The sequence below is a fragment of the Mediterraneibacter faecis genome (assembly GCF_055383675.1).
Genome location: NZ_AP043803.1, coordinates 3,116,632 through 3,142,801 on the forward strand (window position 1 = coordinate 3,116,632; position 26,170 = coordinate 3,142,801).

Genomic DNA, 26,170 nt, shown 5'->3' on the forward strand with positions numbered 1-26,170 from the left:
TCAAGCATTTAACACCATACTATCTAGTCTTGCAATCTCATTTTCAATCCTTGTCAGCTCTCCAATATGGTTATACACTTCCATTGTTACATCTATATGAGCGTGTCCCATAATATATTGAAGAACTTTTACATCCATACGGCACTCTGCCATTCTGGTACAAGCTGTGTGACGCATTACATGAGCTGAAAACTTTGGTAACAGCTCTGCTTTCCTATGCTCTTTTTTTGCTCTCTCTACTTCGGTTTTGTTATATGCGTCTACAATGTTGTATAAAACACTATTTACGCCATTCGGCATAAGCGGTCTGCCCGATTTTGCTGTAAAGACAAACCCCGAATACCCGTCCACCTCAATGCTCTTATCCTTTGCAAGCATAAAATTGATTTTCCTTTGTTCCTCAAAGGCTTTTGCAACTTCTTGTGTCATAGGTATAATACGAATACCCGACTCCGTTTTTGGTGTAGAGATATGGAACTTGCAACCGTCGCCTAAATTCTTATAAATGAGCTGGTGGTCTACATTAACCGTTTTTGCCTTGATGTTTATATCTTTCCATGTAAGACCAATAAGCTCCCCACACCTTAACCCCGTACCAATCATTATGGTAAACATAGGATAATATGTGTTATAGACATTGCTCTGTTTTACAAACTCCATAAACTTTTCTTGTTGAGAAACTGTTAAGGCTTCTTTTTCCTCTGCTGTTTTTCCATAATCACTAATGGAACTTTTTGCAGGGTTCTTTCGGATAATATCATCATCAACAGCCATTTCTAATGCAGGATAAAGCAGGTTGTGAATATACTTGATTGTAGAATAAGCATATCCAGCTTTGGAAAGTTTCGCATAATACGCTTTAATATGTGAGGGTAAAAGCTGAACAACTTTAATATTTCCAATCTCGTCTTTTACTCTGTTTTCCCAAGCACGAACATAACTAACTCTTGTAGTATCAGCCAGCTCACGAGTTTCCATATAACGCTCAAATAACGTGTTGAGCGTCATTTTTTTGATTGCTCCGTCTGTCAATATGTTATCTTCCATATCTTTTGCAATCTGCTTCTCTTTTTCTCGAAGCTCTGGTAAATCTTGTGCATAGACTGTCAATCTCTTGCCTGTTCTTACATCTGTATAACGATAACTGTATCTTCCATCATTACGCCAGTTTTCGCCCTCTCTTAATTTTCTTCCTTTTGGGTCTTTTCTACTAATTGCCATGAGAACCATTCCTTTCTGAAAAAGCCTCTTTTCTTGTTCTCACAGCGTGCTTTGTCCTTTCTTATTATACTACACACGCCAGAGAACATAAATAGAAAATCGCTCTATTCTTCCAAATATAACAAGTATTTCTTGACTTTTTCTATGGAATAAAGAACCCTGCGACCTATCACAATTTTTGCTCCTGCCTGCTCGCCAATCTTTCTTGCAGTAGCACGACCACAAGATAACATAGCAGACAGTCCCTCTATATCAACAGCAATCGGCTGTTCCGTTGCTCTTATCTTCGTTTTATTCATATTCCAACACCTTACCTCGCTGGAACATCACATCATTTAACACATCAGTATTTAACATAATGTAACACCCCCTTTACTGTGTGTCTATTTATAAGTTACATAAGCAGACAGACGGCTTTGGAAAGCTCCATTAGTATCTCAACTATTCCCATTCTTGTGGGCAGAACCGCACCATGCGGACGTATCATTATTCTGTGAGGATAGGTCATGGCAAAACGACTTTTCCAACAGTCGCTCTCGGATCACTGCGTGGGTCGCTCGCTTTCTTTTGGAAAGGTCGTGGCGTACAGTCCCCGTGGCTCGCTATCTCACAAACGTATCTGTCTGCTTTATTCAGTTGTCAAAGAGCTGTGGCGAAAGCGTGTTGCTTTCATGTAAAAGCAGGGCAGAGCAGGAAAGAGGGGGACATTAAACCATGGTCTGCTAAAAACTGCTTATTCTTCTTCGATTTCTAAGGCAATATCAAACCCTAAAATCATTTTGATAAGTGCTTCTCGGATAAGTCCCTTTAACTCCATATCTACAACAATATAGACATTGCCGTATTCATCATAAAGTGGGCGCAAACAGCACTTTGATATGTACGGGTCATAAAATGCCAGTATTTTTTCAATCGCTTTTTCGTCCCCGTCCATTGCTTGCGAAAGCAAATAGTAGGACGGCTTCTTAAATGTTTGCTTCATTTTACTGCTTCTCCTTTAGTATTTTTTTCATAGTTTCCAAAGCATGATGTCGGTTTCTAAATACACCGCTTTGCGTAATCTTTTGTAAGTTGGCAATTTCACTTTCTGTCATTTCCAAGAAGTAATACATTAACAGAGTATTTCTCTTTCTTTCTGGAAGTTTTTTCAAGGCTTCTGCCAGCTCATCATCAAGGACACGAATATCAATGCCACATACTGAAAAGATTGTATAATCTGTTTCGTAGTCGTCCCTCACAGCAAAATTTTCAACGAAAATTTCTGGAAGTTCACAGAATGGAATTTCTTTATCTTTTCGTCGTTTCAATCCTTGTTGGTAGTCCTTTACAACATGACGGACAACTTTCTTCAAACAACTTTCAAAGCGACATTGAACTGTTTTCTGGAAGTCAGACGGTTTCATCAATCTCACCCCCTTTCCACTATGATTTGAAAAGTGTTTATCCCTCTTTCCGCACCATATAGGGAATGAAAGGTGTGATTTAATGACCTCTTTTGAAAAATTTTTAAATTTTTTTCGGGTATGAAAAAAGCCCGCACAAAACATATAGTCTGTACGAGCCTTTAAAGCTAAAACATATTCAATTTTTAATAGTGTGCTATTAGGTGGAATTTGATTGCAAATAATTGTACTTAAAGTTTTCCATAATGCAAGCCCCCTTAAAGCACCGTATCAATGTTGGCATGGTTTTCAAATTACTCTGAAAAATTATGAACTGTTCCTTTTGGAAATGTAATGGTCAGTCTTGTATATTCTTTTTCCGTAGAAGCAATATCCAATTTCAAGCCCAACCTATCGCATAATTTTTTCGATAGATACAGTCCCATACCCGTTGCATTTGCCTTGTTTCTATTTGAACCCGTAAAACCTTTTTCAAATACACGGGATAAATCAGACGCTTTTATTCCACAACCATTATCTTCAATCACAAACAATATATTTGTACCATTGTCTTGACTGTATATCGTCAGTTTATTTTCTTGCTTATCAAAATACTTAATCGCATTTTGCACGATTTGAGATAGAATGAATGTCAGCCATTTTTCATCAGTATAAATGACATTTTCTATGTCATGGATATTGATAATTGTTTTTCTTTCCATAAGCGAATGACGGAATTTCAGAATGACATTATGTATCACTTCGTCTAACTGCAACTGTTTTACAAAATAGTCCTTTTCCGTATTTTCGCTTCTTGCATAGTAGAGCATTTGTTCCACTAACTGAAATATTTTGTCTGTTTCTTTTTTTAATGTGTAATTTTTTGTATTGTCAAACGTCAAAGACAATGCTCCTATCGGTATTTTAATTTCATGGACGAAACTTTCCACATATTCTTGATAGTCCTGCTTTTCCTCTGTGATTTTGCCGATTTCATCATTCATAGATTTGCAGGCTTTTTTTAGTGCGTAGCAATAGGCTTTATTTTGAAATTCTTTTGGCTTTGGTAAAACGTCTGCAATATAATAGGTTTCTTCCAGTCCGTCTACTAAATCAATAATATGTTGTGAAACGTTACGTTTCTTCCGATACAAACACCATTGAAAAAGCCCTTGTATGCTGATGAACAGAATTACCAACGATACAACAAACAGCGTATCTACACCGTAGAAAATCAAGAGAAATGCTACTACGGCAAGAAAGAAAAGCTGAAACAATATCTCTGTTATTTTTTCTTCTAAGAATGTAAAAAAACTCACAGTTTCCAACCCTTTCCTCGTATATTTTCCAATAAATGAACAATACCGATTTCTTTCATTTTCTTTTTTAGACGGGTCATATTAACCAATAATACATTTTCGTCTATATAATATTTGTCATTCCACAGCTTTTCCAATAGTTCTTCTTTGCTAATAACTTTATCTTCGTTCATAAAGAAGTAGTACAAAATACGAAATTCATTTCTTGTCAGTTCAATGCTTTGCTCTTGATACTTCAAAATGGATAAATGTAAATCAAGGGTACAATCTTTTTTGACAAGCTCACGGAAATTATTCGGGTTTGACAACTGCAATGCACGCTTGATCTTCTCAAGAAGAATAAGCGTGTCATACGGCTTTGTTATGAAGTCAATCCCACCCACTTGAATACTTTTCAATTCGTCAGCATTTGTATCTCTGCTTGTTACAAAGATAATCGGTACTGGCATGACTTGTTTTATTTTCCTGCATACTTCATAGCCATTCTCATACGGCAGGTTAATATCAAGCAGAACCAGTTCTATGGAATATTGCTTTAATTCATCTGTCAGGTTTCCAAAGTCAGTCAATAAAACTGTTTCATATCCTTGTGTGTTCAATAATTTAGAAAGCTCCAAACGAGTGATTTCATCATCTTCGATAATTGCTATTCTCATTTCAACACCCCCTTGATTTATCATTATAATAATTTCACAGTAGGAGAGCTAGAAAAGTCTAACTCTCCTCGTTGATATTTCGTTTAAAACCAATATACGTTGCAATCCAGTAAATACTATAAATTAGGAAGAAGATAATTAAATTCAAGCCAAAGTAGATTAGATAAAGGTGTTTATCTCCCAAAATTTGTTGATACACATTATTCAATGACGACATCATCACAAAAGAACATAATATTGCTGATATTGCAGGGACACAAAATAATATCAATAATTGTTTTCTGATTGTCTTAAATAGCGACTTATCATTTATTCCTAATCTTCGCAAGGTCAAGTAGCGATATTTGTATTTAGTAGAGTCGCTCAATGATTGAACTGCCAAAATTGTCCCTACTGCGGAAATCAAGATAAATGCAATGTACATAAACAGACTGGCTACTATTGCAACCATTGCTTTTTGTTGTTCTATTTCTGCACCTCTTACATTTACTCTATACGATTCGTCATTTATTTCTCCATTTTTATCAACCTTTACTAATTGATGTTGCATATCTTCTTTTATCTTGTTTTCTAATTCTGCATCTGTTTCTTCTTTTGTATCTATAATCAAATGATTTTCTGATACTTCAAGTCCTTGAACATATTTATCTGGAAGTACAACAACAAATCTGCCAGTATTAGTTATAGAGTTCCAATAAGACTTAGTGTCATATCCTTTTAATTTCAAATTTTTATTTGCTACTGTTATAGTTTCAATGTCTTTGTTATCTTCAACCTCATATGCAAACTTGCTATTTGTAACTATATAGTATTCGTTATCATTTAAAGAAAGCAACGGCATCTTTCTTAATTCTAGTAACCTATTATAATCACTTAACTTCAAGACTGGGTCAAAATCATAATATTCTGATTGGAAGAAATTTTGTACCTGATGATTCGGCTCTTTATAAATGTCGTACTCAATGGTATTATCAATCGTATATTCTTCTTCAATTACTCGAATATATTCATCAAATACCTGCTTATCATCAAAGAGTTGTACATCATATGGTGCATTTAAATTCACGCTGATATCATACGAAGCTTTGTTGATACTAGAATAATTCAGAGCCAGCAGTGAAGTTAAAATCAACATAGACAATGTACCAAATGTGAAGCTCATTGTTCTTGCTTTAGAAGCAAATGTTCTTGCTACAAACAGATTGTCATTTTGATATTTCATTTTTTTATTCTTTAACAAAACAGTCAAGAACATATCTGCACAAGTTGTAGATATACCATAAATGCTGATAATCAACATGATTACGCTCACCATCAAATAGGTAAGTGTTTCTTGCTTATTAAAATTATCCATAGTACAACGTGAATTCCAGAGAAAAAGAGAAATCGCACCAAGAATAATACTTAAAACAAAAATGACATTTCTTTTTTTACTGTCACGGAACATTTTCTTTTCATTTTGTTTATCAAAGTAAAGAAAATCACGTATCGTCATTTTACTTATTCTTCTTAATAGATTAAGTAAAACCAAAACATAAATAGTTAAAAAACAAATTATCAATAGTCCAATAGAAACAAAATTCAAAGAAATAAAGAGAGTTTTTGGAATACCCAGTAAGTTTACAATTACTAACGACACAAACTGGCTGAATAAAAAGCCAATAGGAATAGCTAATACAAATGCTAAAATTCCCAACAGTATATTTTCAATTATAACTAAGTGGGCAATTTCTTTTTTCTTAATGCCAAGAAGCATATATGTTCCTAATTCTTTACTTCTTTTTTCAAACATAAATTTCGTTGTATAGTTGATCAAAAAGCATATCACAAAAATAATAAGGATATTTACAGCGAACAATGAATTCTTAAATGCATCCATACTGGAACATAACTTTACAATTTCATCAGAGCTTGCCACCAAATTAAAAGCAAATATAAGAGAAACGGATGCAGTAACGGTTATCAGATAAATCAAATAATCTTTAATATTTCTTTTTGTATTTCTATACGCTAACTTACCTAACATTTCCCACTTCACCTCCAAGCAAGGTTAATATATCCAGTATTTCATTGAAGAAATCTTTTCTGCTTTTTTCCCCTCTGAAAATTTCATTGAATATTTTACCGTCTTTCAAGAACAAAATACGTTCACAGAAAGACGCACTAAACGGGTCATGTGTTACCATTAAAATAGTAGCCTGCATTTTCTTGTTGATTTCAGACATTGTTTCCAGTAATAATCTGGAAGCTTTTGAGTCCAAAGCTCCCGTCGGTTCATCAGCTAATATCAGTTTCGGTTCATTGATTAAGGCTCTTGCACAAGCACAACGCTGTTTTTGTCCGCCAGAAACTTCATAAGGAAATTTCGATAAAATATCACGAATACCCAATTTATCAGCGATAGCATGAACTCGTTTGTCAATATCAGCAGGGTTCTGTTTGTTGATTACCAATGACAAAGAAATGTTTTCTTCAATCGTTAAAGTATCTAAAAGGTTGAAATCTTGAAAAATGAACCCTAGATTTTCACGTCTGAAATCAGCAAAATCTTTATCCTTGATTTTTGTAATATCTTGATTATTGACTGTAATGTGTCCACTGGTTACAGTATCAATCGTAGAGATACAGTTTAATAGGGTAGTCTTTCCAGAACCACTAGCTCCCATGATTGCGACAAATTCGCCCTTGTCTACATACATAGAAATACCGTCTACTGCCTTTGTGATATTTCCAGAATTACCCCCATAGTATTTTTTTACTTGCTCTAAATTTAAAATGTGTTCCATTAAAAATCGCTCCTTTCTTCCTGCCACATTTATTTGTTTTGGAATACAATTAAATTATAGCAAGGGCAGTATTCAATTACACTTACAGTTTTGAAAGTAAACAGAGAGTAAAAGAGCCGTGATAATGCAGATCACAATTCTGTGAAGCATTTCCACGACCCTTTTATTATAATTTTACCTTTGTCTTTTTCGTAATGGTATAAATGTATTCCTCTGGTGTAGGGCGTTTATTTCCAAAATACTTTTTGAAATTTGCCTGCACTTCTGGGTCGGTGCTGTTAATAGCTTCATCAATCGTAGCTTCTATATCCGCCCGAACATCAGCCAATGATACACCGCCAGCCTTTGCACCAGCTTTCAATGCCTTTTTTATATCTCTTTTGTTCAGTCCTATCATATTCATACCTCAATTCTACTTTTTAAAGCTAATAAGTTTTCCGTTGTATTTTACAATGATGAATATGATATAAAACACTCCTACAACAATCAAAATAAGACCTATGTAATAGCCTAATTCAGAATGAGAGATTAAATTGATAATCGGCATAACAAGAATACCAATACTAACCAGTAAAGTGCCTATTCCTATTTTTTTTGTAAACACCTTTTTATCTTTAGGGTCAAGTTGTGTATAATGATAACCATGTAATAAAGTAATATTCTCTTTTATTCCTATTTGATAAGATGTAAAAAGTAAAAACAATCCTATAACTATTTCAACAATCAATTCCTCTAATTCCATAATCGTTCTCTCCTTTAATCAAAATAAAATAATTCTTCAAATTTTTTATCTAAAGCTATACAAAGCACTAATGCCAATTTTGCTGTTGGATTAAATTGTCCAGTTTCAATAGAACTAATTGTATTCCGAGAAACCCCGACTAGTTCAGCTAATTCTGTTTGTGATAATTTTTTTTCTTTTCGTACAGTTTTTAATCTGTTTCGCAAAATTAAATGTTCGTCCATTCTATAAACCTATCATTAAAAATTTATAAAAGTAATACCCCATAAATAGAAGAAAGAATAAAGCAATAACAAATTTGGATTTATTTTTTGAAATATGTGCTTCATAACCCATAGAGCCAAATGCCACAGACCCAATAATTGTCATTATGTCATAGTAAGGTTCTTTACAAACTGCTTTAATGAAAAGAATTAAAATGCAGATAAATAAAACAAACATTAAGCCAAAAGATTTCCCTTGAAGTTTAATATGTTTTTCGTATTCATCAAGATATAGATTCTCTTTTTTGTTTTGTGATAGTATTTTTTCTTTATCCATTATATAACGCTCCTTTCAAATAATACCAAGTACACTTGTCATTTATATTATAGCATTCGGTCATTACAAGTCAATATTTTTGCACAGTTTTCTTGTCGTTTTGTAAAAGCGTGCAAATCTGATAGGAAATGCACGCTATATCATTTATCCTACAATCTTCCAGTTACTATCCTTATGTAGCACAAGCTCATACTGCGATACCTGCGTCGCTTTTGTCTGATTATCAATGAATTTTACCGCAACCTTGACTTTCACATTGTCGCCGTCCTTTATAAAGATAGGGTTTACCAGTTCAGAATAAATGTAGTCCCTGCCGATAGGTTCAATCACATTTCCCAATACATAGTAAGCAAGCTCTTTTTCCGTCGCTGTTGGGTACAGCTTAAAGAATGTTTCCAGAAATGCGGTAGCGTCGTTTACAGTATCAGCGTCTACACTTGCGTCTGCTTCTGATGTCTTAGGCTCATAGTCTGATTTTTCGATTGCTGGTGCAAGGGTAGGGTTCTGAACGATTACCATATCCCCGTCAGCGTCTATATGGACTTTTACGGTATAGGTTGCTTTCACATTGCTTGTCTGTTCTCCCTCTTTTATCTGCTGATCTACTTCGTAGGTAGCAGAAAAAGTGTCCGTTCCCAACTGTTCGATACTCCACACAATCACATCTGTAACTGTGGAGCTGGTCGGTATATCCGTTCTGATTGTATCACCATTCAAGTCCTGCAATTCCTTTGTCAGATAACCGCTGATTGCCTGCGTCCTTGCTTCAATCGCTTCTTTGCTGTTATTCCATATGTAATAGGACTTTGCGAAGTTCTTCACAAAATTTTCAATCCCGTTGGTGTCCTGCAAGCGAAGCTCAATGATTTCTTTTTCGTGGGTCGTGTGCTGGTCGATAGCGGTAAAATTCTTATATACCCCAAAGCTCACGCTTGCGATAAGCACCACCCATAACGCAATCACGGTTTTCTTATATATGCCTACCTTGACAGTACGCACCTTTTTTTCTTTGACATTTTCTGTCTGTTTCTTATTCTTCTTAAACATATTTTTCAAGTCCTTTCTATTGTTTTACTCGTCCTGCACCGATTAAGTGCTGTTGCCAGTAACTACTACTTAGGTCTGCATATCCTATCGGGTCGCCTGCATGGTACATTTTGTTATTTCCCACATATATTCCCACATGGGTTACATACGAACCAGCGTTATAGGTAGAATGAAAAAACACCAAGTCCCCAGCCTTTGCCTGCGAAAGCGGAAGATGTTGGGTAGCGTCATACTGTGCTTGTGCGGTTCTCGGTAAGGAGATACCAACTTTTCCATAGCACCATTGCACAAGTCCGCTACAATCAAAGGAAGTGTTCGGGTTACTGCCACCATACACATACTTCCAGCCTTGATATTTCAACGCTTCATTCATAATCGCTTGTGCTGTCGCATTATCAAAGTGTGCCACAGTCAAATATTGATTGACTAATTCCACATAGAACATATTTCCATAGCCATACCGCCAGCCCCCGTTCTTCGCAACGGCTATCGGGTTGGTGTAGGTTACTTTTTTACCGCCCGACTTCTCACGGGCAAAATTTTCTGCAAGATTAAAGGTATGCTTTTTCCCGTTTCCAGCCACATATCCCACATAGCCACCGCCGTAATTATAGGACTGTATCGCTACATTCAAATCGTCGATACCTTGATTTTTGCAGGAAGAAAGCAGGGACGCAAAATATTTACACCCCTGCTTGATTGAGCTTTCCGTATCTAAAGAGTTGGGCGGTAAGCCAAGACTTTCCGAACTCTGCATAACATCTTCTGCCGTACCGCCACTTTCTACTTGAATGATAGCCAATAGCACATTGACATACTCGGAAATGCCGTATTCTCTGGCGTATTTTTCTACCATAGGCTGATGTTTCAAGACTTCTGCGGACAAATTCATACCCGTAATGCCAGAAGAAAAGTTGCTGTTCTCGTCGTCGCTGTCCGCACTAATCAACACACCAAAGAAAAGCACCATAGAAAAGAGGATAGGAAACAGACTGCCAATGATAGCGATATGTTTCAGTTTCATTTTTTCTTCTGTCCTTTCTTCATCACAAGGTTACGAGTTTTCTCTGTTGTCTGCTGGTTCTTTTGGACGGTTTGCGTCTGCTGAACCTTTGTCCTACGGTCTTTTGTGTAATTCTGGCGTGTTTCCTGCGATACCACTTTTTCTACATTCTGCCTATGTACTGGCTGTGCAGACTGGGTCGCTTTCCTATCAGAAGCACCAGAAGATAATGGACGCTCTTTGATAACATTTGTCTTGACTGGCTCGCTTGCTTTTGAAGTGGTCGCTGTGGCAGGACGTTTGACTTCCTGCGTTTTTTCAACACTCGGCTTTGGAATGGTTGAAGCTGTGGCTGGTCGCTCATGGGGACGGGTAGCTCCCGTTGTCGCTGATCCGTCAGCCTTTCGCTGTGCCTGCCTTGTTTCTTGTGCCTTTTGAAGCTCCATACGCTTGTCAGCGATATTTTGTCTATGCTGTTCCTGCTTTTCCAATCGTCCCGTCTGTCTGGACTGCTGTTCCTGCACCATGCCACGCTTGAAGTCGGACACGCTGGACTTTGCCTTTTCCTTTGCGGAATACACCGCATAAGCGGTCTGTGTCGGCATATCCTTGATATTTTCTTTGACAGCATTTGCCTTGTCTTTCACTTTATTTTTCGTATCTAAGACAGCACCCACCTTTGAGCCTGCACGCTGTCCCATGCTGGAAGTGGTATTGCCCCGACTGTCTTTTGTAGCTGTGTTCCTTGTCGGTTTTCTGTTTGAAATCGTGCTACCTGCCACCGCACCAGCGACACCGCCAGCAGTAACCGCACCAGCAAGCCGTCTTTCCATACGTCTAGCCCTATGTGCCAAGTATAGATATGGTCTGCGGAAAATTCTTCGTCCCATGCTTTGACTGTCGTTAGCATTCAAAGAGAACATACTCATTAAGTCGCCCAGCTTCATGTAGATACCAGCGAAACACACTATCTGCAAGAACGCCACCATGAAAAACGGATAGTCCGTAGATATGTTATAAAACATACTGGAAATGCTGAACGCCACCGTTACAATGAGCGTTATTCCTGCCCGTGTCATTATGGTATTAAACACCCTTACGATTGCCTGCTTTGCCATGCTTTCATAACTCGGTATCATGGAGAGTAGAAAACTGATAGGCAGAAACATAGCGAAGATAATAAAAAGTATCTGGCTAAATAACATCATGCCCGTAAGCAAGAATACAAATATCGTTATCCCTAGGTTAAAAAACAATAGGAAGAACACCATGCCTAAACGGTTCACGACCTGCGGTATCGTCAGATTGTTGTTGTCGTTGTCCTCGATTTCTGTTTTCACGACTTCCTCTCTGGTCTTGCCGTCCTCGTCCTCTGGGCTTGCCGATACGAGAGCTTCCACACGGTCTGTCCCGATTTCCTCTGCGTTGCTGTTCCCGAATTGTAAGAGTAACCACGGCTGTTCCACTTGAATGGAAAATAAGCTGTCCCGTATCAAGTCCACGCTGTCCTTGCCCTCACTGTCAGAGTTGGGGAGCATGATTTTTGTTCCCAAGTCAAGTGAAGCGGTACTGATGTCTGATGAAAACTCATTTATCTTTTTGATGTAATCGGGAGCATAGGCAATAAATGAAGCAGACAACACGAATACCACCACAAAGTTGATAACGGCGTGAAGTGCCTTGCTGGTTTCTCTTTTTATCAGTCCCGTATAGGCAACATAAAGTCCCACCACTAAGATAATGAGAAGCAGAAAACCGATATAGAAGCCCGTAGAAGAAAAGCCGTTCTGTGTTACACCTGCAAGGGTCTGTATGCTTTTTCCGATACTGTCTGCCATATCGTTAATAAAATCAAGTTTGTAGGCTTCCTGCACCACATAGCCCGTAGCATTGCTTAAATAAAGGCTTATCGTCCAGACAAAGTTGGTAATGCAGTAAAGCCCGTATTGCACCGATTTTCCGATACCGTCCAGCCAGTTCCACGGAAGCCACGACCAGCTATTATCCACATAAAAATCAAGCTGGTAGTTGGAAAGGGGATATTTTGAGTAAAGATTTTCTGCGTTTATGGTATCGTCCACAAGCCCCGTCGCATGAGCCACCGTCCCCAGAAGTGAAAGCAGGATAAGGGAGAGTGCCACCACGAACAGAGCCATTTTGAGAAAGTGGAAAATCTTCTTTTTTGTGAACGCACCTTTTATCCTTTCTTTCATCACTCCACCTCATTTCTCTGTACGGGCGGTCTGGTATCAAAGGCGTGTAGCAGTTCTTCAAAGACTGGGTGTATCTGCACCACACCGACACGCCCGTATAAGTCCTGCAATAAGCATTGTCCGTTCTCCAAATCACGAAGCCGTTTCTGGTTGTTCTCGTCGTCCTTGTCGATACCGAAAAATTCTAAGGTCTGTTTTATCTCGCCCAAGTCGGTACTACGAAATGCAAACTTCAAGCCGATATTGTTTTTCAGACTTTCCTTTGACACGTCATAGGCAGACTGGGTAACAAAATAAACGCCTGCCTGCATAGCTCGTCCAGCACGCACCAGCTTATTTGATAAGGTTTCGCCTTGTGCCACATTTAAAAACGCCCACGCTTCGTCCAAATCGACAATCTTAAAAATGCTTCTGTCCGAATGGATAAAATCAAGGGCAAAGGTACTAATCACAATCAGCATAGACACCGACAATAATTCAATGGTCGTGTATTCCTCAAAAGTGGTATCTTTATCTGGCAGTACAAGGTCGGCTACTTGAATGATATTGAGCTGATTATCCAGACTGATAGCATTTTCTACCGTACCGTCCGAAAACAGCAGGTGTGCAAAATCATAGTCCGTAAAACTGTCGATATGGTCTGCGATATTTCTTGATACTGGTGTATCTTCTTTTCGCAATTCTTCAATGACGTGTAACAGTCCTCCTTTTTCGCTTTGGGTAACGGAACGCACCGCCTTACGAAGTACGGGAAATTTTTCGCCGTCCCTAGAAGAAATACCCGTAAGGAATGTCAAGATGTCGATTGCCAGACTTTCAGCGTCTTTTACATTCTTCATAATCACGAATGGGTCAAGAAGTCCTGCATTGTCCTTGTCGCTGGTAAGGTTTACGATATTGATTTCATGGGCGATTTCTGGGAGTGTTTCTTTCCAGTTGCCACGCTCTGATTTTGGGTCTAAAATAACCGCTTGTCCCCCAAAGAGAACGGAGTAATACACCAGAAGATTGTTGCAGAACGACTTCCCACCGCCAAGCGAACCGACAAAAGCAGAAGCAAGGGCGTTTGTTACTGTACCTTTTACACCTTGACTGGCAAGGGACGGTTGCAGATACACATTTCTTCCCGTATCAACGGAATAACCCATATAGATACCCGTGTTTTCCCCTAACTGCTGGGTAGCACCAAACCCAAGCCCTGCCAAGAAGTCTGATTTTACATACTGCACATAATCATTGATATATCGCTTGCTGGCAGGAAGAAATTCAGAATGAAGCCCCAGCATATCCCCAGCAGGACGCACCAGCTTTACATTGAGGTCGTCGTAAAAGTCCTTGACTTCATCACAACGGCGTTTCAGCTCGTCAAGATCGGGTGCACACACCCGTATGACGTAGCTTAACTTATACATACTTTCTTTGCTCTGGTCTAAGTCCGTTTCCAGCTCGTCCACGCTGTCTAATGCGTCCACCACATTTGAGCTGGTTTCACTTCCTGCTTGATAGGCGTGGTTATCCAAATCTTTTAATTCCTTTTTCTTGTTGCGAACTGTCGTTAATGCTTTTCGGTTCTCCACGATTTCTACATTCATGGAAGTATCAACGGGAAAAGTAAATTGCTGTTGCTGGAAATAGAAGATTTCACTTGACGGAAAATCGAGCTCCCCGACAATCGCATTGACGGTAAAATAAGACACATAGCTTTCCTTGTCCTCATGCTCCAATCGTAAATACCGCTGGCATTCCTCAATCACACACCTTGTCGGACGGATAAGGTCGTAGTATTTTATCAGCGTTTCCTTTTTCAATTCTTTCTTTGGTAGCTGGTACTCATAATCTTCATAAGCGATACCGTCCCTGCCGTAAAGATGTTCCATGAGATACCCAAAATCATTGATTTCCAAGCGACGCACCTTAAAGCGACGGGAGATTTTATTTTCCAGTAACTTTTCCATTTTCATGTAACGGTTGATTTCATCATTCGGCATGGAAACAAAATCATTCATCAGCGTATGGTTCACTTCATGGAGAAATTCCGTGAACGTCAGCCACGCCGATTTTTTGATGTTCTTCAGATTGAGCTGTTCTTCCGTAACCATGAGCTTAAAGCCAAGAAAAAAGCGGTAGTCCACTTGATTATCCCCAATCATAGATACTAACGCTTCGGTCTGTTCGTCTATCTTCTGGTAGGCAACTTCCTTTAATTTTCCCGTTACCAGTTTCTTTGACTGCTCCTGCATACTTCGTATTGAGCTTTCTGTGGCAATCTGCAACGCATGAATTTTACCCTCACGGGACTGTGCAATGAGCTGTCGAAAGCTGTCATGCACGATAAATTTCTGCTCTGCGGATAAGAAAGAATAGTTGTACGGTATCAGCTCATAATAAGCAAACACCTCATTGTCCTTATTCCAGACAAGGTTATTGTCAATATATTTTATCGGGAACATAGTTCACACTCCTTACTGCCGTGATTGTTTCATTGAGTATCTGCTTATGCAGTTTTACGGCTTTTCCTGCATAAGTGATTTTAGGTCGCAGGGCATAGGTTATCTGTGATTTCAAAAAGCTGTACGGCTTCTTTCCGTCAAAGGTTTTCTGCGACATAAACCAAGTGAGAGCAACGGGAATACCAAAGTATTTGAGAAATGCTCCCTCAATCATGGAAAGTGGGGGAATATCCCCAAACAGAATGATGATAAATTCTGTAATCACAAACCATGTAATCTGTGTAAAAGTAACGGGAAAGGGCAAGTTAAAGTCATTGATTGCATACAAGACTTTTTCCACGTTCCAGATACCCGTATAAGATTTAATCTTTTTCAAGTTCTTTCAGCTCCTTTCGTAAATTCTTCAAAGAGAAAAGGACAGCCATTTTCAGACTGTCCCTTAAAAGAGAAATACGCTGTCAGTAGCAACAATGCTTGTCGCTGATCTTCCAGCGTTAATATGGTATCTCGCACATACCTCGGCTTGTTTCAATAAAGCAACCGCCCATATCCAAATCTCGCCCGTAGGCTTCATAGTCAATGTAGTTCTGCAAGCTGGGTGGAATATCCCCAAGTGCCTGCAATTCGTCTATGTAGTAGTAGGCAACGTCTGTCATGGTTTCACAGTCGGGATAATAATAAATATCGTCCTTGTGTTCCACGACTTCTTCCAGCGTCCCGTAGTGGCTGATAAATTCGTCCAGACACTCTACGATATAGTCGGGAAGTTCCTCTATCATTTCATACATCTCATTAAGTTCTTCAATGGAAACATACTCGCCAATCGCAATGGGGAAGTTGTCGGTATCATGGATTGCGTATTCCTCATACTGTTCATTCAAGCCGATTTTTTCTTTCACATCTTCTTCGTCAATGGGGAACGTGAACCAAGCACCGACTAAATAGCCCTCATTGTATTTGCCAAGATTAGCAATGTAAACCGCCATATCATCAATCATAAGCACCACCTCATTTCTTACTCTGGCAGTTCAAAGATACCGTGTTCTGTTACTAAAAATTTCCCGTGTTCCTGCAAGTGAGAAGCATAGGCTTCAAAGTCAAAGTAATATTCTTGACAGTCCTCGGATAAATGCTTAAATGTCGGGTCGTTCATCAACTTTTGCCTTGCAACATCAATCATGCTTTTGCAGTTGGGATAAACCGTAATCACGTTCCTGCAAATATAAAGTGCTTCTAAATTCTCAAACACCTTAAGTAGTGATACATATTCTTCCTGCATATCGCTTGAAAGCTGGCGGTACATAAAATCTAATTCGTTGAGCTGGTACACGCTTGTATGTTCGTGGACTTCATCAGCATAAGGCAACACCTTTTCGATAATACGGTAATCTTGACTTTCTGCACCGACACCTAACTTTTCTTCAAACTCGGCAACATCTATCGGCAAGTCGAACCAGTATGATATTGTTTCTTCGCCAGTTGTTCCTCTCGTTTCCACCAGTACCCTTGTTTCCTGCATTGTTCCTCACGTCCTTTCTGTTGTTTCATCACATCTTTTATGGTCTGGTACGACATACCAAACACATACTTTGAAAAATCTTCTAACTGTCTTTCTTCATAGTTGGCAGGGTTCAGTCGTTTCATTTCATGCCACACCTTACGCTTGTAAGAGGGCAGGTCAGAAAGATAATCGCAACCAACTTTTACCTGCATATCCTTAAAAACATCGTTCATTTCATCACTCCAATCTGAAATTTAGGTACGAAAAAAGCAGTCAATCCTAAGACTAACTGCCTTTTGTGTAAATATTTTTGTTAGCACTAGAGAAAAATTCTCCAGTTGAATAATAGAAATTCTCCTAAAACTGCAAGAGTTAAATATACAATAGGTTCTAGTTTAGAAAGAGAAATAGATTTATGGTTAATATTTTTAAATAACCTTTTTGTCAATTTCCAAATAAAATATCCAATAACTGCCCCTAGCGTATTCATCATTAAATCATCAATATCTGTATTTCTCCGATTGAATAACTGGCAAAGTTCAATGGATAATGAAAAACCGAAGCCTATCATAAAAATTTTCAGAGGATTTCTGTATCGTTTCCAAATTAAAGGAATTAAAAAGCCCAGAGGTAAAAACATTATAATATTTAAAACATAAGTCATTATCCCCTCAGACTGAAACGGTAATAAATTGATTTCCTCTAATCTTATAATCGTATCATAATGTCCAATATCCCAAATACTACCTATACCTGCAACAGAGAACGTCAAGTAGATATATAACAGAAAAATATATACCCATACAAAATGAATTGCTTTGTTTTCTTGTTTTTTGTTTTGACGCTTGCAAATAATAAGCTGGTATAAGGAACAAGGAACTATAATACATAGCAAAGCATAAATTGTAGATAACATAGTAATCGTCCTTTCACAGTAATTTTAAATAAAATGATACAGTAAAAATCTTAAAAAGCACGAAAGAATGTATTTTGTTTTTATGAAAGATTTTATGTTATCATATCATTTTTTGCTCTGCAATTAAAGATAATTTCAATATTTTATGCACCGATAATCTTATTGAACAGCTCTAACAGTACATCTTTCACACCGCCAGCATTGAATACCAAGCCGACAGCAATTAAGGCAACTACCAAGAAGCCGATAAGTTTGGAAAACTCACGCTTGAAACCTAAGTAGATACCGATAACCACGATCGACATAAGCACCAAGCTCTGTGCATTTGATAAAAACCATTGATACAAATTTTGTCCGAAATTCATTTAATTGTCCTCGCTTTCTTTTAATTATTTCATTTCATAGTCAGCTTCTTTGCCGACATTCAAAATACACATCAAGACTACGCCGATACCCATTCCCATAGATACCAGCAGGAAGTCTTTTAATAATACCCACATTTTTTATCACTCCTAACTTTCCACCAAATCTTTTGCAGGGGTCGTCTGCTGTTTGATTATCATTTCATGCTTTTCTGTGAGCTTTGCCTGCTGTTCGATTGTTTCCATGTAGTCTGTACCGTTTCCTTTATCAATCTTTTTCAGCATTTTCAAGGTCGGTGCTACCTGCCGTTGTACCCACCGCAATGTACGGTCTAAGGTGTAAGGCTCTGGCTTTGTCGTCAGCTTCAAGCTCTGTCTGTTATCGCCGATAAACCAAGCCCAGCGTTCATTGAGTTTCCAGTCATTTTTTCGCTTGTCTGGTTCTTCATCAACAAACCTCACATACTGGTTGATGATAGAAAAGGCGGTCTGCTCTGCGTCATAATAGGTCAGCAAATCTCGTACTGCATAATAGGCTCGTTCATTTCTAAGCCGTATCTCAAAACGATTGATAATGTCGGCTTCTTCAAGCGGTGTCCCTAACTTGACATACTGCTCATAGTCCTTTTCATAGATACAGAAATACACATCTGATTTCAGCGAACCAAGATAAAGGGTATGTCCCATATATTCTCTGTCGTCCTCTCTGTGCTTAATAAGCTCGCCCGACTGGTAAAACTTATAACTTCTGGATTTTCCGATATATTCCCGTTTTCTGCATTTTTCTGCAAGCTCTGGAATATCCAAAATGCCCGTATGGTCGTTGATAGCAAGGTCGATACGCTTCATCACGCCACCGTCTACGAGTGCATCCATGAGAAAGTCATACCAGCTTCTTTGTTGTGCCAGCAGGTAACTTTCAAACTGCCTGCAACCACGCCCCTTTAACTCTAAAAGGACACCTTTTTCTTCGTCAGCCGACGTATAGATAAAGATGTCCCCTAAAGAATAATGCTCCGTATAGCTGTAATGTCCGTAATCTTCATGGAGCATATAATTGATATTCAGTTTTAATATGTCTTTGATGATGTGCTGTATATCCAGCGTGGGAAAACGAATTTTCACATAATCAAACAGCATAGTAAGCGGTGCTTCTGGATTGAACCTTGCCAGTTCTTTATGCAAAGTTTCCAGAAGTTCCTTTGACGGCTTCATTTTTCCGCTTTCTATCTTGTTGAGATATTCCCTTGTGATACCAGAAGCCACCGCCAGCCTGCCTTGCGAGATACCGTAAGCAACCCGTTTCTCCCGTAATTCTTTTATCCATTGTTCTTCATTCAGAACCATACCCCCAATCTGTCAAGTGTGAAGTTTTTTAAGGCGACTTCACAACCGATTTTTGCTAGGAAATCATGCCAGAAGCCTTATGTTTCCTATGTTTTTTGTCTATTGTCTATTTGCAAACGTACCCCTCTGTTAGATACCGAGGGGTTTTACCTGCTGGCGTGGCTAACGCCACACCAGCAACGGCTAGTCCGTGCCGTCGCCTTTCGCTTCGCACGTCGCCGTCCCGTCCTGCCTTGCTTGTGCAAGAGAGCCGATAGTCTGCAAAAAATCATGTCCTTTCGGGACTAAAGGCGTGTAAAACTCACTGATAACGCTTGTTCCCACATCACAATATCCACGCCCCTTGATACGCTTCTGAAAAAACTGCTTTTTCACATCTGAACCAAACAGCATACCGTAACCTAATTCGCTGATACGCCCAAGTCCCACACGGAAATTGAAGTTATCTCTGATACCGTCCGAGAAATACTTTGCGTCTGGACGCTGGCAGGCAACGATAAGGAAATAACCTGCTTGTCGCCCTAACATAACGATTTTCTTTAGCTGGCTAAGTAAGCTCACGCTTTCTTTCGTCCCCAGCATTTCAAAAAACGCCACATATTCATCAAAGATAAGAAAGCAGGGTGGCAGTCCCAAATAGGCGTAGTTTTCGCCCGTCTTATAGTTCGGGTGTCGCTTCATTTCCTCGCTTCGCTGTACCATGCCCTCATAAAAGGCATTGACGCAATCAATCATTTCTTCTTTGGTGTGATACACATTTCCCATAACTGTCCCCAAGTCTGCTAAGTCCGCATTTTTCGGGTCTAAGACGTAAAGGACAGCGTTGGTATGCAGTAGGGCTTCAATGAGCGTCAGCAGAAAATAAGTTTTACCGCCACCCGTCCCACCAGCGATAAGAGCGTGAGGGAGTGCGTCATATTCCCAGACAAGATTTTTCATCAGCCTAAGACTGCCGTTTTCTGCCCGTACTTCATCAATGGTAATACGGTTCGCTATCATATCATAAAGCAGGGTATATTCGATATAGCCGTCGTGCAGGGTCTTGTCGGTCAGTTCACAATACAAGCCACTTTCCAATTTATCCTCTAACCGTAAAAGCTGGTCTTGATATTTCCCCAGCGTAATTTCACAGCGGATATGAAGCAGTCCCTTTTCCATTTGATAATAAATCTTTGGAAACCAGACGATTTTTTCCCTTGATCTGCTTTGCCGGTCAGTAAAAAAACCGCTGTCTTGTACGGTATCGGCTTCATACCACTTATTTTCCAGTACCATTCTTGCCAGCTTTTGACGGTGCAGGAGCTTCTTGAAACTGTCGTAACAGAAGCGGTAATATAGAAAAGCGACCAATGCACAAACACCCGTCGCTATCAATATGGTTATGAAGTTGTAAGGGGAGAGCGTCAAGCCGTTTTCTAACAAGCTGAAATGCTCCCAATCAGTACGCATAAGCTGTTTGATATTGAGTAGCAAAAGAACCGCCACGAATACCACCAGAAGCATCCCTATGGAAAAGTGGTAGACAAGGTGCTTGTCGCTGGCTCTGATACGGTGTCCTTTATTCCAAATCTTACGCATAAATCAATCACTCCTTTCTGGGTACGAAAAAAGCAGTCAATCCTAAGACTAACTGCTTTGTGTGTATGGATATGAAGTTTTGCAAATGGGAATTTTATATTACTTTTAATGCAATTTCTAGTATCAACGAAAAAATACAAATTGATAAAATAATGATAACTATTTCAACATTTCCTAGTGATATAAAACATTGAAAAATCAGCATAATTCCTACTAATAATATAGCTGTTCCCTCAATTCTTGAATGTAGCTTTATGTTTTTTACCCCATTATATCTTTTGATAAGGGGCAATTTACCTTTGATAATACTGAATACCCCTAAAACCACCATTATATTACCTAGTATTAGCCCTATCATATTTACCACCTTTTCTAAATCTTTAATTTTCAGTTCTATAAATCGAAATTTTCTTGTTTAAATTTATCTTTGAAAAAGCCAATTAAAATTAAAGCAATACCAAGAATTGCAACTGGTATATAAATAATATTAGGTATATGATAAACAAATCTATCAATTCCAGACATAGCAATATAAATAATTATTCCCACACAAATTAAAATGTTTTTATCTTTCATAGCTGGTCTCCTTTACACCTTATTATTTGTCCGTTTCTTCATACCCATATTATAACAGTTCCATATATCCGCTACAATGAAAATCTATTCAGTAAGCCTATTTTTTCGGCTGTCCCTGCGGTGTATGGTTCTGTGGACTGCCTGCGTTCTGATTGCCTTTATTTTTCAACACAATATTCTCTGCCTTTACATACCAGTCCACATCTGCACCCGTATAAGTCTTTCGTGATACCGTATCGGCTACTGGATTGACAAGCTCCACAACTGCATTGTACGGAAATTCCCTTAACGGTACTTCTGGCGGTACAGACACGGGGATAATTCCACCATGCAGACTGCACTTCAAATCATAGATACGCTTTTTAAGCTGGGTACTCGGTGTCCCGTCCTCATTCTGCAAGAACACATCACGCACCGCTGTAAATTTTAATTCTCCAAATGTTTTCTCTTTGTCAATAACAAACCCGTTTGATAATCTCATAAATTCTTCACTCCTTTACTTTTCTTCAACTGCTACAATATCATCAGCAAGCAACACATAATCGGTATGTCCCATATCCCCGATTGCGTAACCTCTGCCATATAACTTCGGATTGACAAGTTTTACTTTCTGCTCATACTTGAACTTCTTTTCGCCAGCCTGCACGGGAATTTCCACGACAACATTTTCCCCTCTCTGCACATCTGAATAAAGGTTGTAGCTTCTTCTTGCGAAAACTCTACGGTTATCTTTATCTCTGTCAAAAACATGGTCGCTTTCGCCTGCAAATTCAAGAGTTCCAAAAGACTGTGCCATATCTGGCACGACATATTTCATTTCCATATTGTTTTACCTCGTTTCTTTCTATTTTTGATAAATTGATTGTGATTTCTTATTCTGGCAGTTTGGGAAGTACCAGCAATCCCACAGATAGTAAAGGGTAAAATCAATGCTTCGCACCCTTGACTATCCGTGTTCTTGCAGGTCGTAAGCAGACAAGCCAGAATAAGCAAAAGTCTGCCGTTTGACAGCTTCGGCGGAGAGCGTGATTTTTCTTTCCTCATACCGTTACCGCCTTATGATTTCTTCATTTTACGGCGTTTGTAAAGATATGTTCCAGCCAGTCCACCAGCAGACGCAAGCAACATCACGACAAATGCTATTACATTTGTACTGTCGCCCGTTTTGGGACTGTCGCTAGGTCTGTTAGGCTTTTCTGGTGTCGGTGGTGTTTCGGGTTCTTCTGGGACTTCTGGTTTTTCCTTAAAGGTAATCGTCTGTCCCTTGTCCTCAATGTCCTTATGCTCGGTAACTTTCTTCGGCTCGTCTGGATTGCTTAAATCGTACAATTCTTCAAAAGTTACAAGCTGTTTGCCGTCAAGGGAAGTAGCGTCAAAGGTAAAAGCAACTTCCACTTTCATAGTTTCGCTGTCAGCAGTAAAGGTATAATCACTTTCCACACGTTTTCCATTGATAAGAAGCTCGGCGTTTTCTTCTTTCAACATCTGCCAGCCCACAAGTTTGTACTGTGTACCGACTTCTAAGCCCTCTAAAGTTACGGTATCAATGATTGTTACCTCTTTTCCAGCTTCAATCTCTTTGTTGCCGTCCTTGTCGGTAGCAGTCGTATGAATTTTGATGATACGCTCTGTGATAAGTACGGTTTGCCCGTCGTCCTCAATGTCCTTGTGTTCTGCAACTTTCACGGGTTCGTCTGGATTGCTGAAATCATACAATTCTTCAAAAGTAACAAGGTTTTTGCCACCTAAAGCAGACGCATTGAATGTATAGGAAATTTCTACTTTCATTTCTTTATCATCAGCGACAAAAGTATAGTCATTTTCCACACGTTTTCCGTCAATGATAAGCTCGGCATTTTCTTCTTTTAACATCTGCCAGCCTTTCAACTGATACTTTGTGCCTTTTGTAAGTCCGTCTAATTTGACAGTATCAACGATTGTTACCTCTTTTCCTGCAAGGATAGTCTTTTTGCCGTCCTTACTGGCCGCTGTGGTATGAATAGAGATTTTTTTTTCGTATTCATCAGTCAGCGTTCCTAAATCAATCACAAGATTATTTCTTGATACCACGATTTCAAAAGGTGGGATAAGTTCAAAGCCTTTGTTACTATCAGAGCGTAATTCTTCAATGATATAGGTATCATAAGGTAATGCACCCTTGCTGTCGTCTGGTTCAGAAGTTCCAAACCACACACCGTCCTCGCTGGTCTTTCCTGCGTTGGTATTGTGCTTATGAGAAGCCCAGTCAGCAGAAGTGGAGAATTGCCCGTTATCATCAGTTACCACTACATGATTTTCGCCCGTTGTCTTGCTTGTGATCCTAAAGGGAATATCAGCAAGACGCTTGTGTGTGCCTGCACCGATTTTTACACCCTCAATATCCCCACGCTTAATCTGATTGTAGATAGAATGGGCTTCGTCGGTTAAGTCCACGATTTTTCCATTTTCTGTGATTGTAAAATCAATCGGTTTTGCACCGTCAGTTAAGTAACCGTCGGGAGCTTCACTTTCAACGATACGGAAATTTCCGTAAGGTAAAAGGTCGGAAGAAGTAGAAGCGACACCCTCAATATCGGTACGAATTGTCTTTACCACTTCATTTTTCTTGTATAACTTGCCCTCAACCAATACCGCATTATCATTTAAGGAAATGATGTCAAAAGCAGTATCTTTCAAGGTAGCACTTCCTTGTGGCTTTGTATTGCCCGTTTCTAAATCTCGTTTCTGAATTTTCACACCGCCACGGATAACCTTGTCAGATACGGAAAACTGGTTACTTCCAGATAATACGGCAAGGTCGCCGTCCTCGGTAATCTGTGTAAGGTATAAGCTTTTTATCTGTTCGGACTTATCGCCAGTCTGCATATATGCACCCTCTAACAAGTAGCCGTTTGGAGCTTTTGTTTCTTCAACGGTTAGCGTTCCAAGTGGAAGAACCGCTTTGCCGTCCTGCATATAGAAGCTGTCGCCAGATACCTTGTATGCGTCCGCTAATTTTGTGATGTAATGAGTTGTCCCGTCGCTGTCTGTTTCAGCGATTGTCTTTGTAATCCATGTACGAGTAGCTTCGGCAGGAAGATTGTCTTTGTTATAGAAGCCTGCATAATACTTCCATGTAAATTCCGCACCGGCTAGAGAAGCGTTCCCTTGCGGATTGTCTTTCTGTGTTTCCATATCAATCTTGAAAAGCTTAATCAAAGTGTCTGTTACTTTCGGTGTATCTGATACTTTCAAGGTCGCTGTCCTTCCAGCTTCAACCTTTAAGGAATATACAGTTTTATCTACTTTATATCCTGCTGGTGCAGATAATTCCTTGATATAAACTGTGCCAGCCTTTACCTCTACAACATCTGTATTTCCGTTTTCATCAGTCGTAAGGGTGGCAAGCTGTTTCGTGCAGTCCTTATCAGAAAAGACACCATAGGTCGCACCAGCGACAGAGTAATTCCCGTTACTGTCTGTAATGCTGGTATTACTGGAAGTCTTTTGCAGTTTCGCATTTCCGACATTCAGCTTCGCCCAGAATTGTCCCAATTCCTGCCCCTCGCCAGAGTAGATATAACCGCCACATTCATAGCGTCCTTTATTCTCTTTGACAAAGGCTTTTGCACCAGAGAAAACTTCGTCCTGCGTTGCCTTTGGAATTTCATCATAAGAAGCTCGCACATTATCACATTGCCAGCCAAGATGTACGCTCAATCTCTGCCAAACTACACATTGTTCCAACAGATAGACTTGTTTATAGTTCAATTCCTTGTGAGCTTCGCCATACTGTTTGACATACTCTAAGGATAACGCCACATCTGAAATCTGGTCGGCACTCATGCGTGAGCTTGCGTCAGCTCTGGTCTTGTAACCGTTCTTAAAATCTGTATTGATGTCAATACAATAGGCAGTTTCGCCCTCGACTTTCATATAGCCCTCATTGAATGTCGAACCGATAGAACCATCATTCATTACTTTTTCAATGATACCGACACGCTCTGCACTTTCCGTCCAGTATTGCTTACTTTCTGCATGGACGGGTATAGTCGGTAAAGCAGTAACGACAGTTGCAAAAGCTAAGAAGCCCGTACACAATCGTTTCCATGTCTTTTTCATAAATCTAATGCTCCTTTCATTTTGGATAATAAAATAGCCGTCCAATAAGAACGGCTGGAAATAGAAAAGGAACGTCATTTTAGGCGTTCCATAATCTATAAAATATTCAATTTTTTATACTGATGTGTTGCTCATCAAAATCTCAAATTAAGGTTATTTGACACCAATTTTGACACCAATTTTTTGTATATTGACGATTTTTGATGAAATGTGATAAATTCATAAAACCCGTGAAAAGCCTGTAAATAGGCACTTTACGGCACTCTATGAACTAAGACAAAAGCTACGCTGTAATAACAAGAGGTGAGTGCTAATTTTTTGAGATTTTTTTTGCAATCCAACGGTTTTCAGTGCTTTTTTCATATTACATTATTGAATATCCCTCATTCTGCCTATATAAGTGAAACTTAGCGAACTTAAATTAAATCTC

General features: G+C 39.1%; 28 protein-coding genes and 1 pseudogene. All 29 read right to left on the reverse strand.

The features are described 5' to 3' along the window. Nucleotides 1-1,221, reverse strand: a complete 1,221-nt coding sequence (locus tag ACZ47Z_RS14735; RefSeq protein WP_055157120.1) for a tyrosine-type recombinase/integrase — start codon at nt 1,219-1,221, stop codon at nt 1-3. 104 nt (nt 1,222-1,325) lie between these two features. Then, entirely contained in the window at nt 1,326-1,520 is a 195-nt protein-coding gene (locus tag ACZ47Z_RS14740; RefSeq protein ID WP_004614488.1) for a hypothetical protein, read from the reverse strand. A gap of 434 nt (nt 1,521-1,954) precedes the next feature. Next, nucleotides 1,955-2,203, reverse strand: coding sequence for a helix-turn-helix domain-containing protein (locus ACZ47Z_RS14745; RefSeq protein WP_004613734.1), 249 nt, complete (start codon nt 2,201-2,203; stop codon nt 1,955-1,957). Between the two features lies 1 nt (nt 2,204). Then, nucleotides 2,205-2,624, reverse strand: a complete 420-nt coding sequence (locus ACZ47Z_RS14750; protein ID WP_054752756.1) for an RNA polymerase sigma factor — start codon at nt 2,622-2,624, stop codon at nt 2,205-2,207. 293 nt (nt 2,625-2,917) lie between these two features. Next, nucleotides 2,918-3,922, reverse strand: coding sequence for a sensor histidine kinase (locus ACZ47Z_RS14755; RefSeq protein WP_055267763.1), 1,005 nt, complete (start codon nt 3,920-3,922; stop codon nt 2,918-2,920). Beyond that, nucleotides 3,919-4,578 (reverse strand): response regulator transcription factor, encoded by a 660-nt coding sequence (locus tag ACZ47Z_RS14760; RefSeq protein WP_015530206.1) that lies wholly within the window; start codon nt 4,576-4,578, stop codon nt 3,919-3,921. Before ACZ47Z_RS14760 ends, ACZ47Z_RS14755 begins: the two co-directional genes overlap by 4 nt. Nucleotides 4,579-4,636: 58 nt before the next feature. Further along, entirely contained in the window at nt 4,637-6,604 is a 1,968-nt protein-coding gene (locus tag ACZ47Z_RS14765; protein ID WP_055056265.1) for an ABC transporter permease, read from the reverse strand. Further along, on the reverse strand, nt 6,594-7,364 hold the full coding sequence (locus tag ACZ47Z_RS14770) for an ABC transporter ATP-binding protein (RefSeq protein ID WP_055056266.1): 771 nt from the start codon (nt 7,362-7,364) through the stop codon (nt 6,594-6,596). The genes ACZ47Z_RS14765 and ACZ47Z_RS14770 overlap by 11 nt, the downstream gene beginning before the upstream one ends. A 166-nt stretch (nt 7,365-7,530) precedes the next feature. Beyond that, nucleotides 7,531-7,761 (reverse strand): hypothetical protein, encoded by a 231-nt coding sequence (locus tag ACZ47Z_RS14775; RefSeq protein WP_054752748.1) that lies wholly within the window; start codon nt 7,759-7,761, stop codon nt 7,531-7,533. A 15-nt stretch (nt 7,762-7,776) separates the two neighbouring features. Beyond that, on the reverse strand, nt 7,777-8,106 hold the full coding sequence (locus tag ACZ47Z_RS14780; RefSeq protein WP_003061243.1) for a DUF3784 domain-containing protein: 330 nt from the start codon (nt 8,104-8,106) through the stop codon (nt 7,777-7,779). A gap of 14 nt (nt 8,107-8,120) precedes the next feature. Further along, on the reverse strand, nt 8,121-8,330 hold the full coding sequence (locus ACZ47Z_RS14785) for a helix-turn-helix transcriptional regulator (protein ID WP_005342572.1): 210 nt from the start codon (nt 8,328-8,330) through the stop codon (nt 8,121-8,123). A gap of 1 nt (nt 8,331) precedes the next feature. Next, nucleotides 8,332-8,646 (reverse strand): DUF6442 family protein, encoded by a 315-nt coding sequence (locus ACZ47Z_RS14790; RefSeq protein WP_055267761.1) that lies wholly within the window; start codon nt 8,644-8,646, stop codon nt 8,332-8,334. A 144-nt stretch (nt 8,647-8,790) separates the two neighbouring features. Further along, complete coding sequence (locus tag ACZ47Z_RS14795) at nt 8,791-9,693, reverse strand: conjugal transfer protein (protein ID WP_117628733.1); 903 nt, start codon at nt 9,691-9,693, stop codon at nt 8,791-8,793. A gap of 16 nt (nt 9,694-9,709) precedes the next feature. Then, a complete protein-coding gene (locus ACZ47Z_RS14800) occupies nt 9,710-10,717 on the reverse strand; it encodes a bifunctional lytic transglycosylase/C40 family peptidase (RefSeq protein WP_117628732.1) in 1,008 nt (335 codons plus the stop codon). Continuing rightward, on the reverse strand, nt 10,714-12,909 hold the full coding sequence (locus ACZ47Z_RS14805; RefSeq protein ID WP_117628731.1) for a CD3337/EF1877 family mobilome membrane protein: 2,196 nt from the start codon (nt 12,907-12,909) through the stop codon (nt 10,714-10,716). The genes ACZ47Z_RS14800 and ACZ47Z_RS14805 overlap by 4 nt, the downstream gene beginning before the upstream one ends. Further along, complete coding sequence (gene tcpF, locus ACZ47Z_RS14810; RefSeq protein WP_117628730.1) at nt 12,909-15,359, reverse strand: conjugal transfer ATPase TcpF; 2,451 nt, start codon at nt 15,357-15,359, stop codon at nt 12,909-12,911. Before tcpF ends, ACZ47Z_RS14805 begins: the two co-directional genes overlap by 1 nt. Next, nucleotides 15,337-15,735 (reverse strand): conjugal transfer protein, encoded by a 399-nt coding sequence (locus ACZ47Z_RS14815; RefSeq protein ID WP_003061368.1) that lies wholly within the window; start codon nt 15,733-15,735, stop codon nt 15,337-15,339. Before ACZ47Z_RS14815 ends, tcpF begins: the two co-directional genes overlap by 23 nt. A gap of 118 nt (nt 15,736-15,853) precedes the next feature. Then, nucleotides 15,854-16,357 carry an antirestriction protein ArdA gene (locus ACZ47Z_RS14820; RefSeq protein WP_002323345.1) on the reverse strand — a complete coding sequence of 168 codons (504 nt, stop codon included), beginning with the start codon at nt 16,355-16,357 and terminating at the stop codon, nt 15,854-15,856. Between the two features lie 17 nt (nt 16,358-16,374). Further along, a complete protein-coding gene (locus tag ACZ47Z_RS14825; protein WP_054752738.1) occupies nt 16,375-16,878 on the reverse strand; it encodes an antirestriction protein ArdA in 504 nt (167 codons plus the stop codon). Then, the gene (locus ACZ47Z_RS14830) at nt 16,797-17,093 is read right to left on the reverse strand and encodes a hypothetical protein (RefSeq protein ID WP_054752736.1); all 297 of its coding nucleotides are present in this window, start codon (nt 17,091-17,093) and stop codon (nt 16,797-16,799) included. Before ACZ47Z_RS14830 ends, ACZ47Z_RS14825 begins: the two co-directional genes overlap by 82 nt. Before the next feature lie 86 nt (nt 17,094-17,179). Then, nucleotides 17,180-17,776, reverse strand: a complete 597-nt coding sequence (locus tag ACZ47Z_RS14835) for a VanZ family protein (RefSeq protein WP_006857107.1) — start codon at nt 17,774-17,776, stop codon at nt 17,180-17,182. Between the two features lie 143 nt (nt 17,777-17,919). After that, complete coding sequence (locus ACZ47Z_RS14840; RefSeq protein ID WP_003060793.1) at nt 17,920-18,141, reverse strand: hypothetical protein; 222 nt, start codon at nt 18,139-18,141, stop codon at nt 17,920-17,922. Nucleotides 18,142-18,165: 24 nt separating this feature from the next. Beyond that, nucleotides 18,166-18,255, reverse strand: a pseudogene (locus ACZ47Z_RS14845) (DUF3789 domain-containing protein); the annotation flags it as partial. A 33-nt stretch (nt 18,256-18,288) separates the two neighbouring features. After that, a complete protein-coding gene (mobT, locus tag ACZ47Z_RS14850) occupies nt 18,289-19,485 on the reverse strand; it encodes a MobT family relaxase (protein ID WP_055285970.1) in 1,197 nt (398 codons plus the stop codon). 183 nt (nt 19,486-19,668) lie between these two features. Next, a complete protein-coding gene (locus ACZ47Z_RS14855; RefSeq protein WP_055168651.1) occupies nt 19,669-21,063 on the reverse strand; it encodes an FtsK/SpoIIIE domain-containing protein in 1,395 nt (464 codons plus the stop codon). A 393-nt stretch (nt 21,064-21,456) separates the two neighbouring features. Continuing rightward, the gene (locus ACZ47Z_RS14860) at nt 21,457-21,639 is read right to left on the reverse strand and encodes a hypothetical protein (protein WP_005428606.1); all 183 of its coding nucleotides are present in this window, start codon (nt 21,637-21,639) and stop codon (nt 21,457-21,459) included. Between the two features lie 97 nt (nt 21,640-21,736). Then, nucleotides 21,737-22,120 carry a YdcP family protein gene (locus ACZ47Z_RS14865; protein WP_005428605.1) on the reverse strand — a complete coding sequence of 128 codons (384 nt, stop codon included), beginning with the start codon at nt 22,118-22,120 and terminating at the stop codon, nt 21,737-21,739. 15 nt (nt 22,121-22,135) lie between these two features. Next, the gene (locus tag ACZ47Z_RS14870; protein WP_005428604.1) at nt 22,136-22,462 is read right to left on the reverse strand and encodes a YdcP family protein; all 327 of its coding nucleotides are present in this window, start codon (nt 22,460-22,462) and stop codon (nt 22,136-22,138) included. A 233-nt stretch (nt 22,463-22,695) separates the two neighbouring features. Next, nucleotides 22,696-25,740: an SrtB-anchored collagen-binding adhesin gene (locus ACZ47Z_RS14875; RefSeq protein WP_117628729.1), complete on the reverse strand. Its 3,045-nt coding sequence runs from the start codon at nt 25,738-25,740 to the stop codon at nt 22,696-22,698. Nucleotides 25,741-26,170 lie beyond the last annotated feature (430 nt).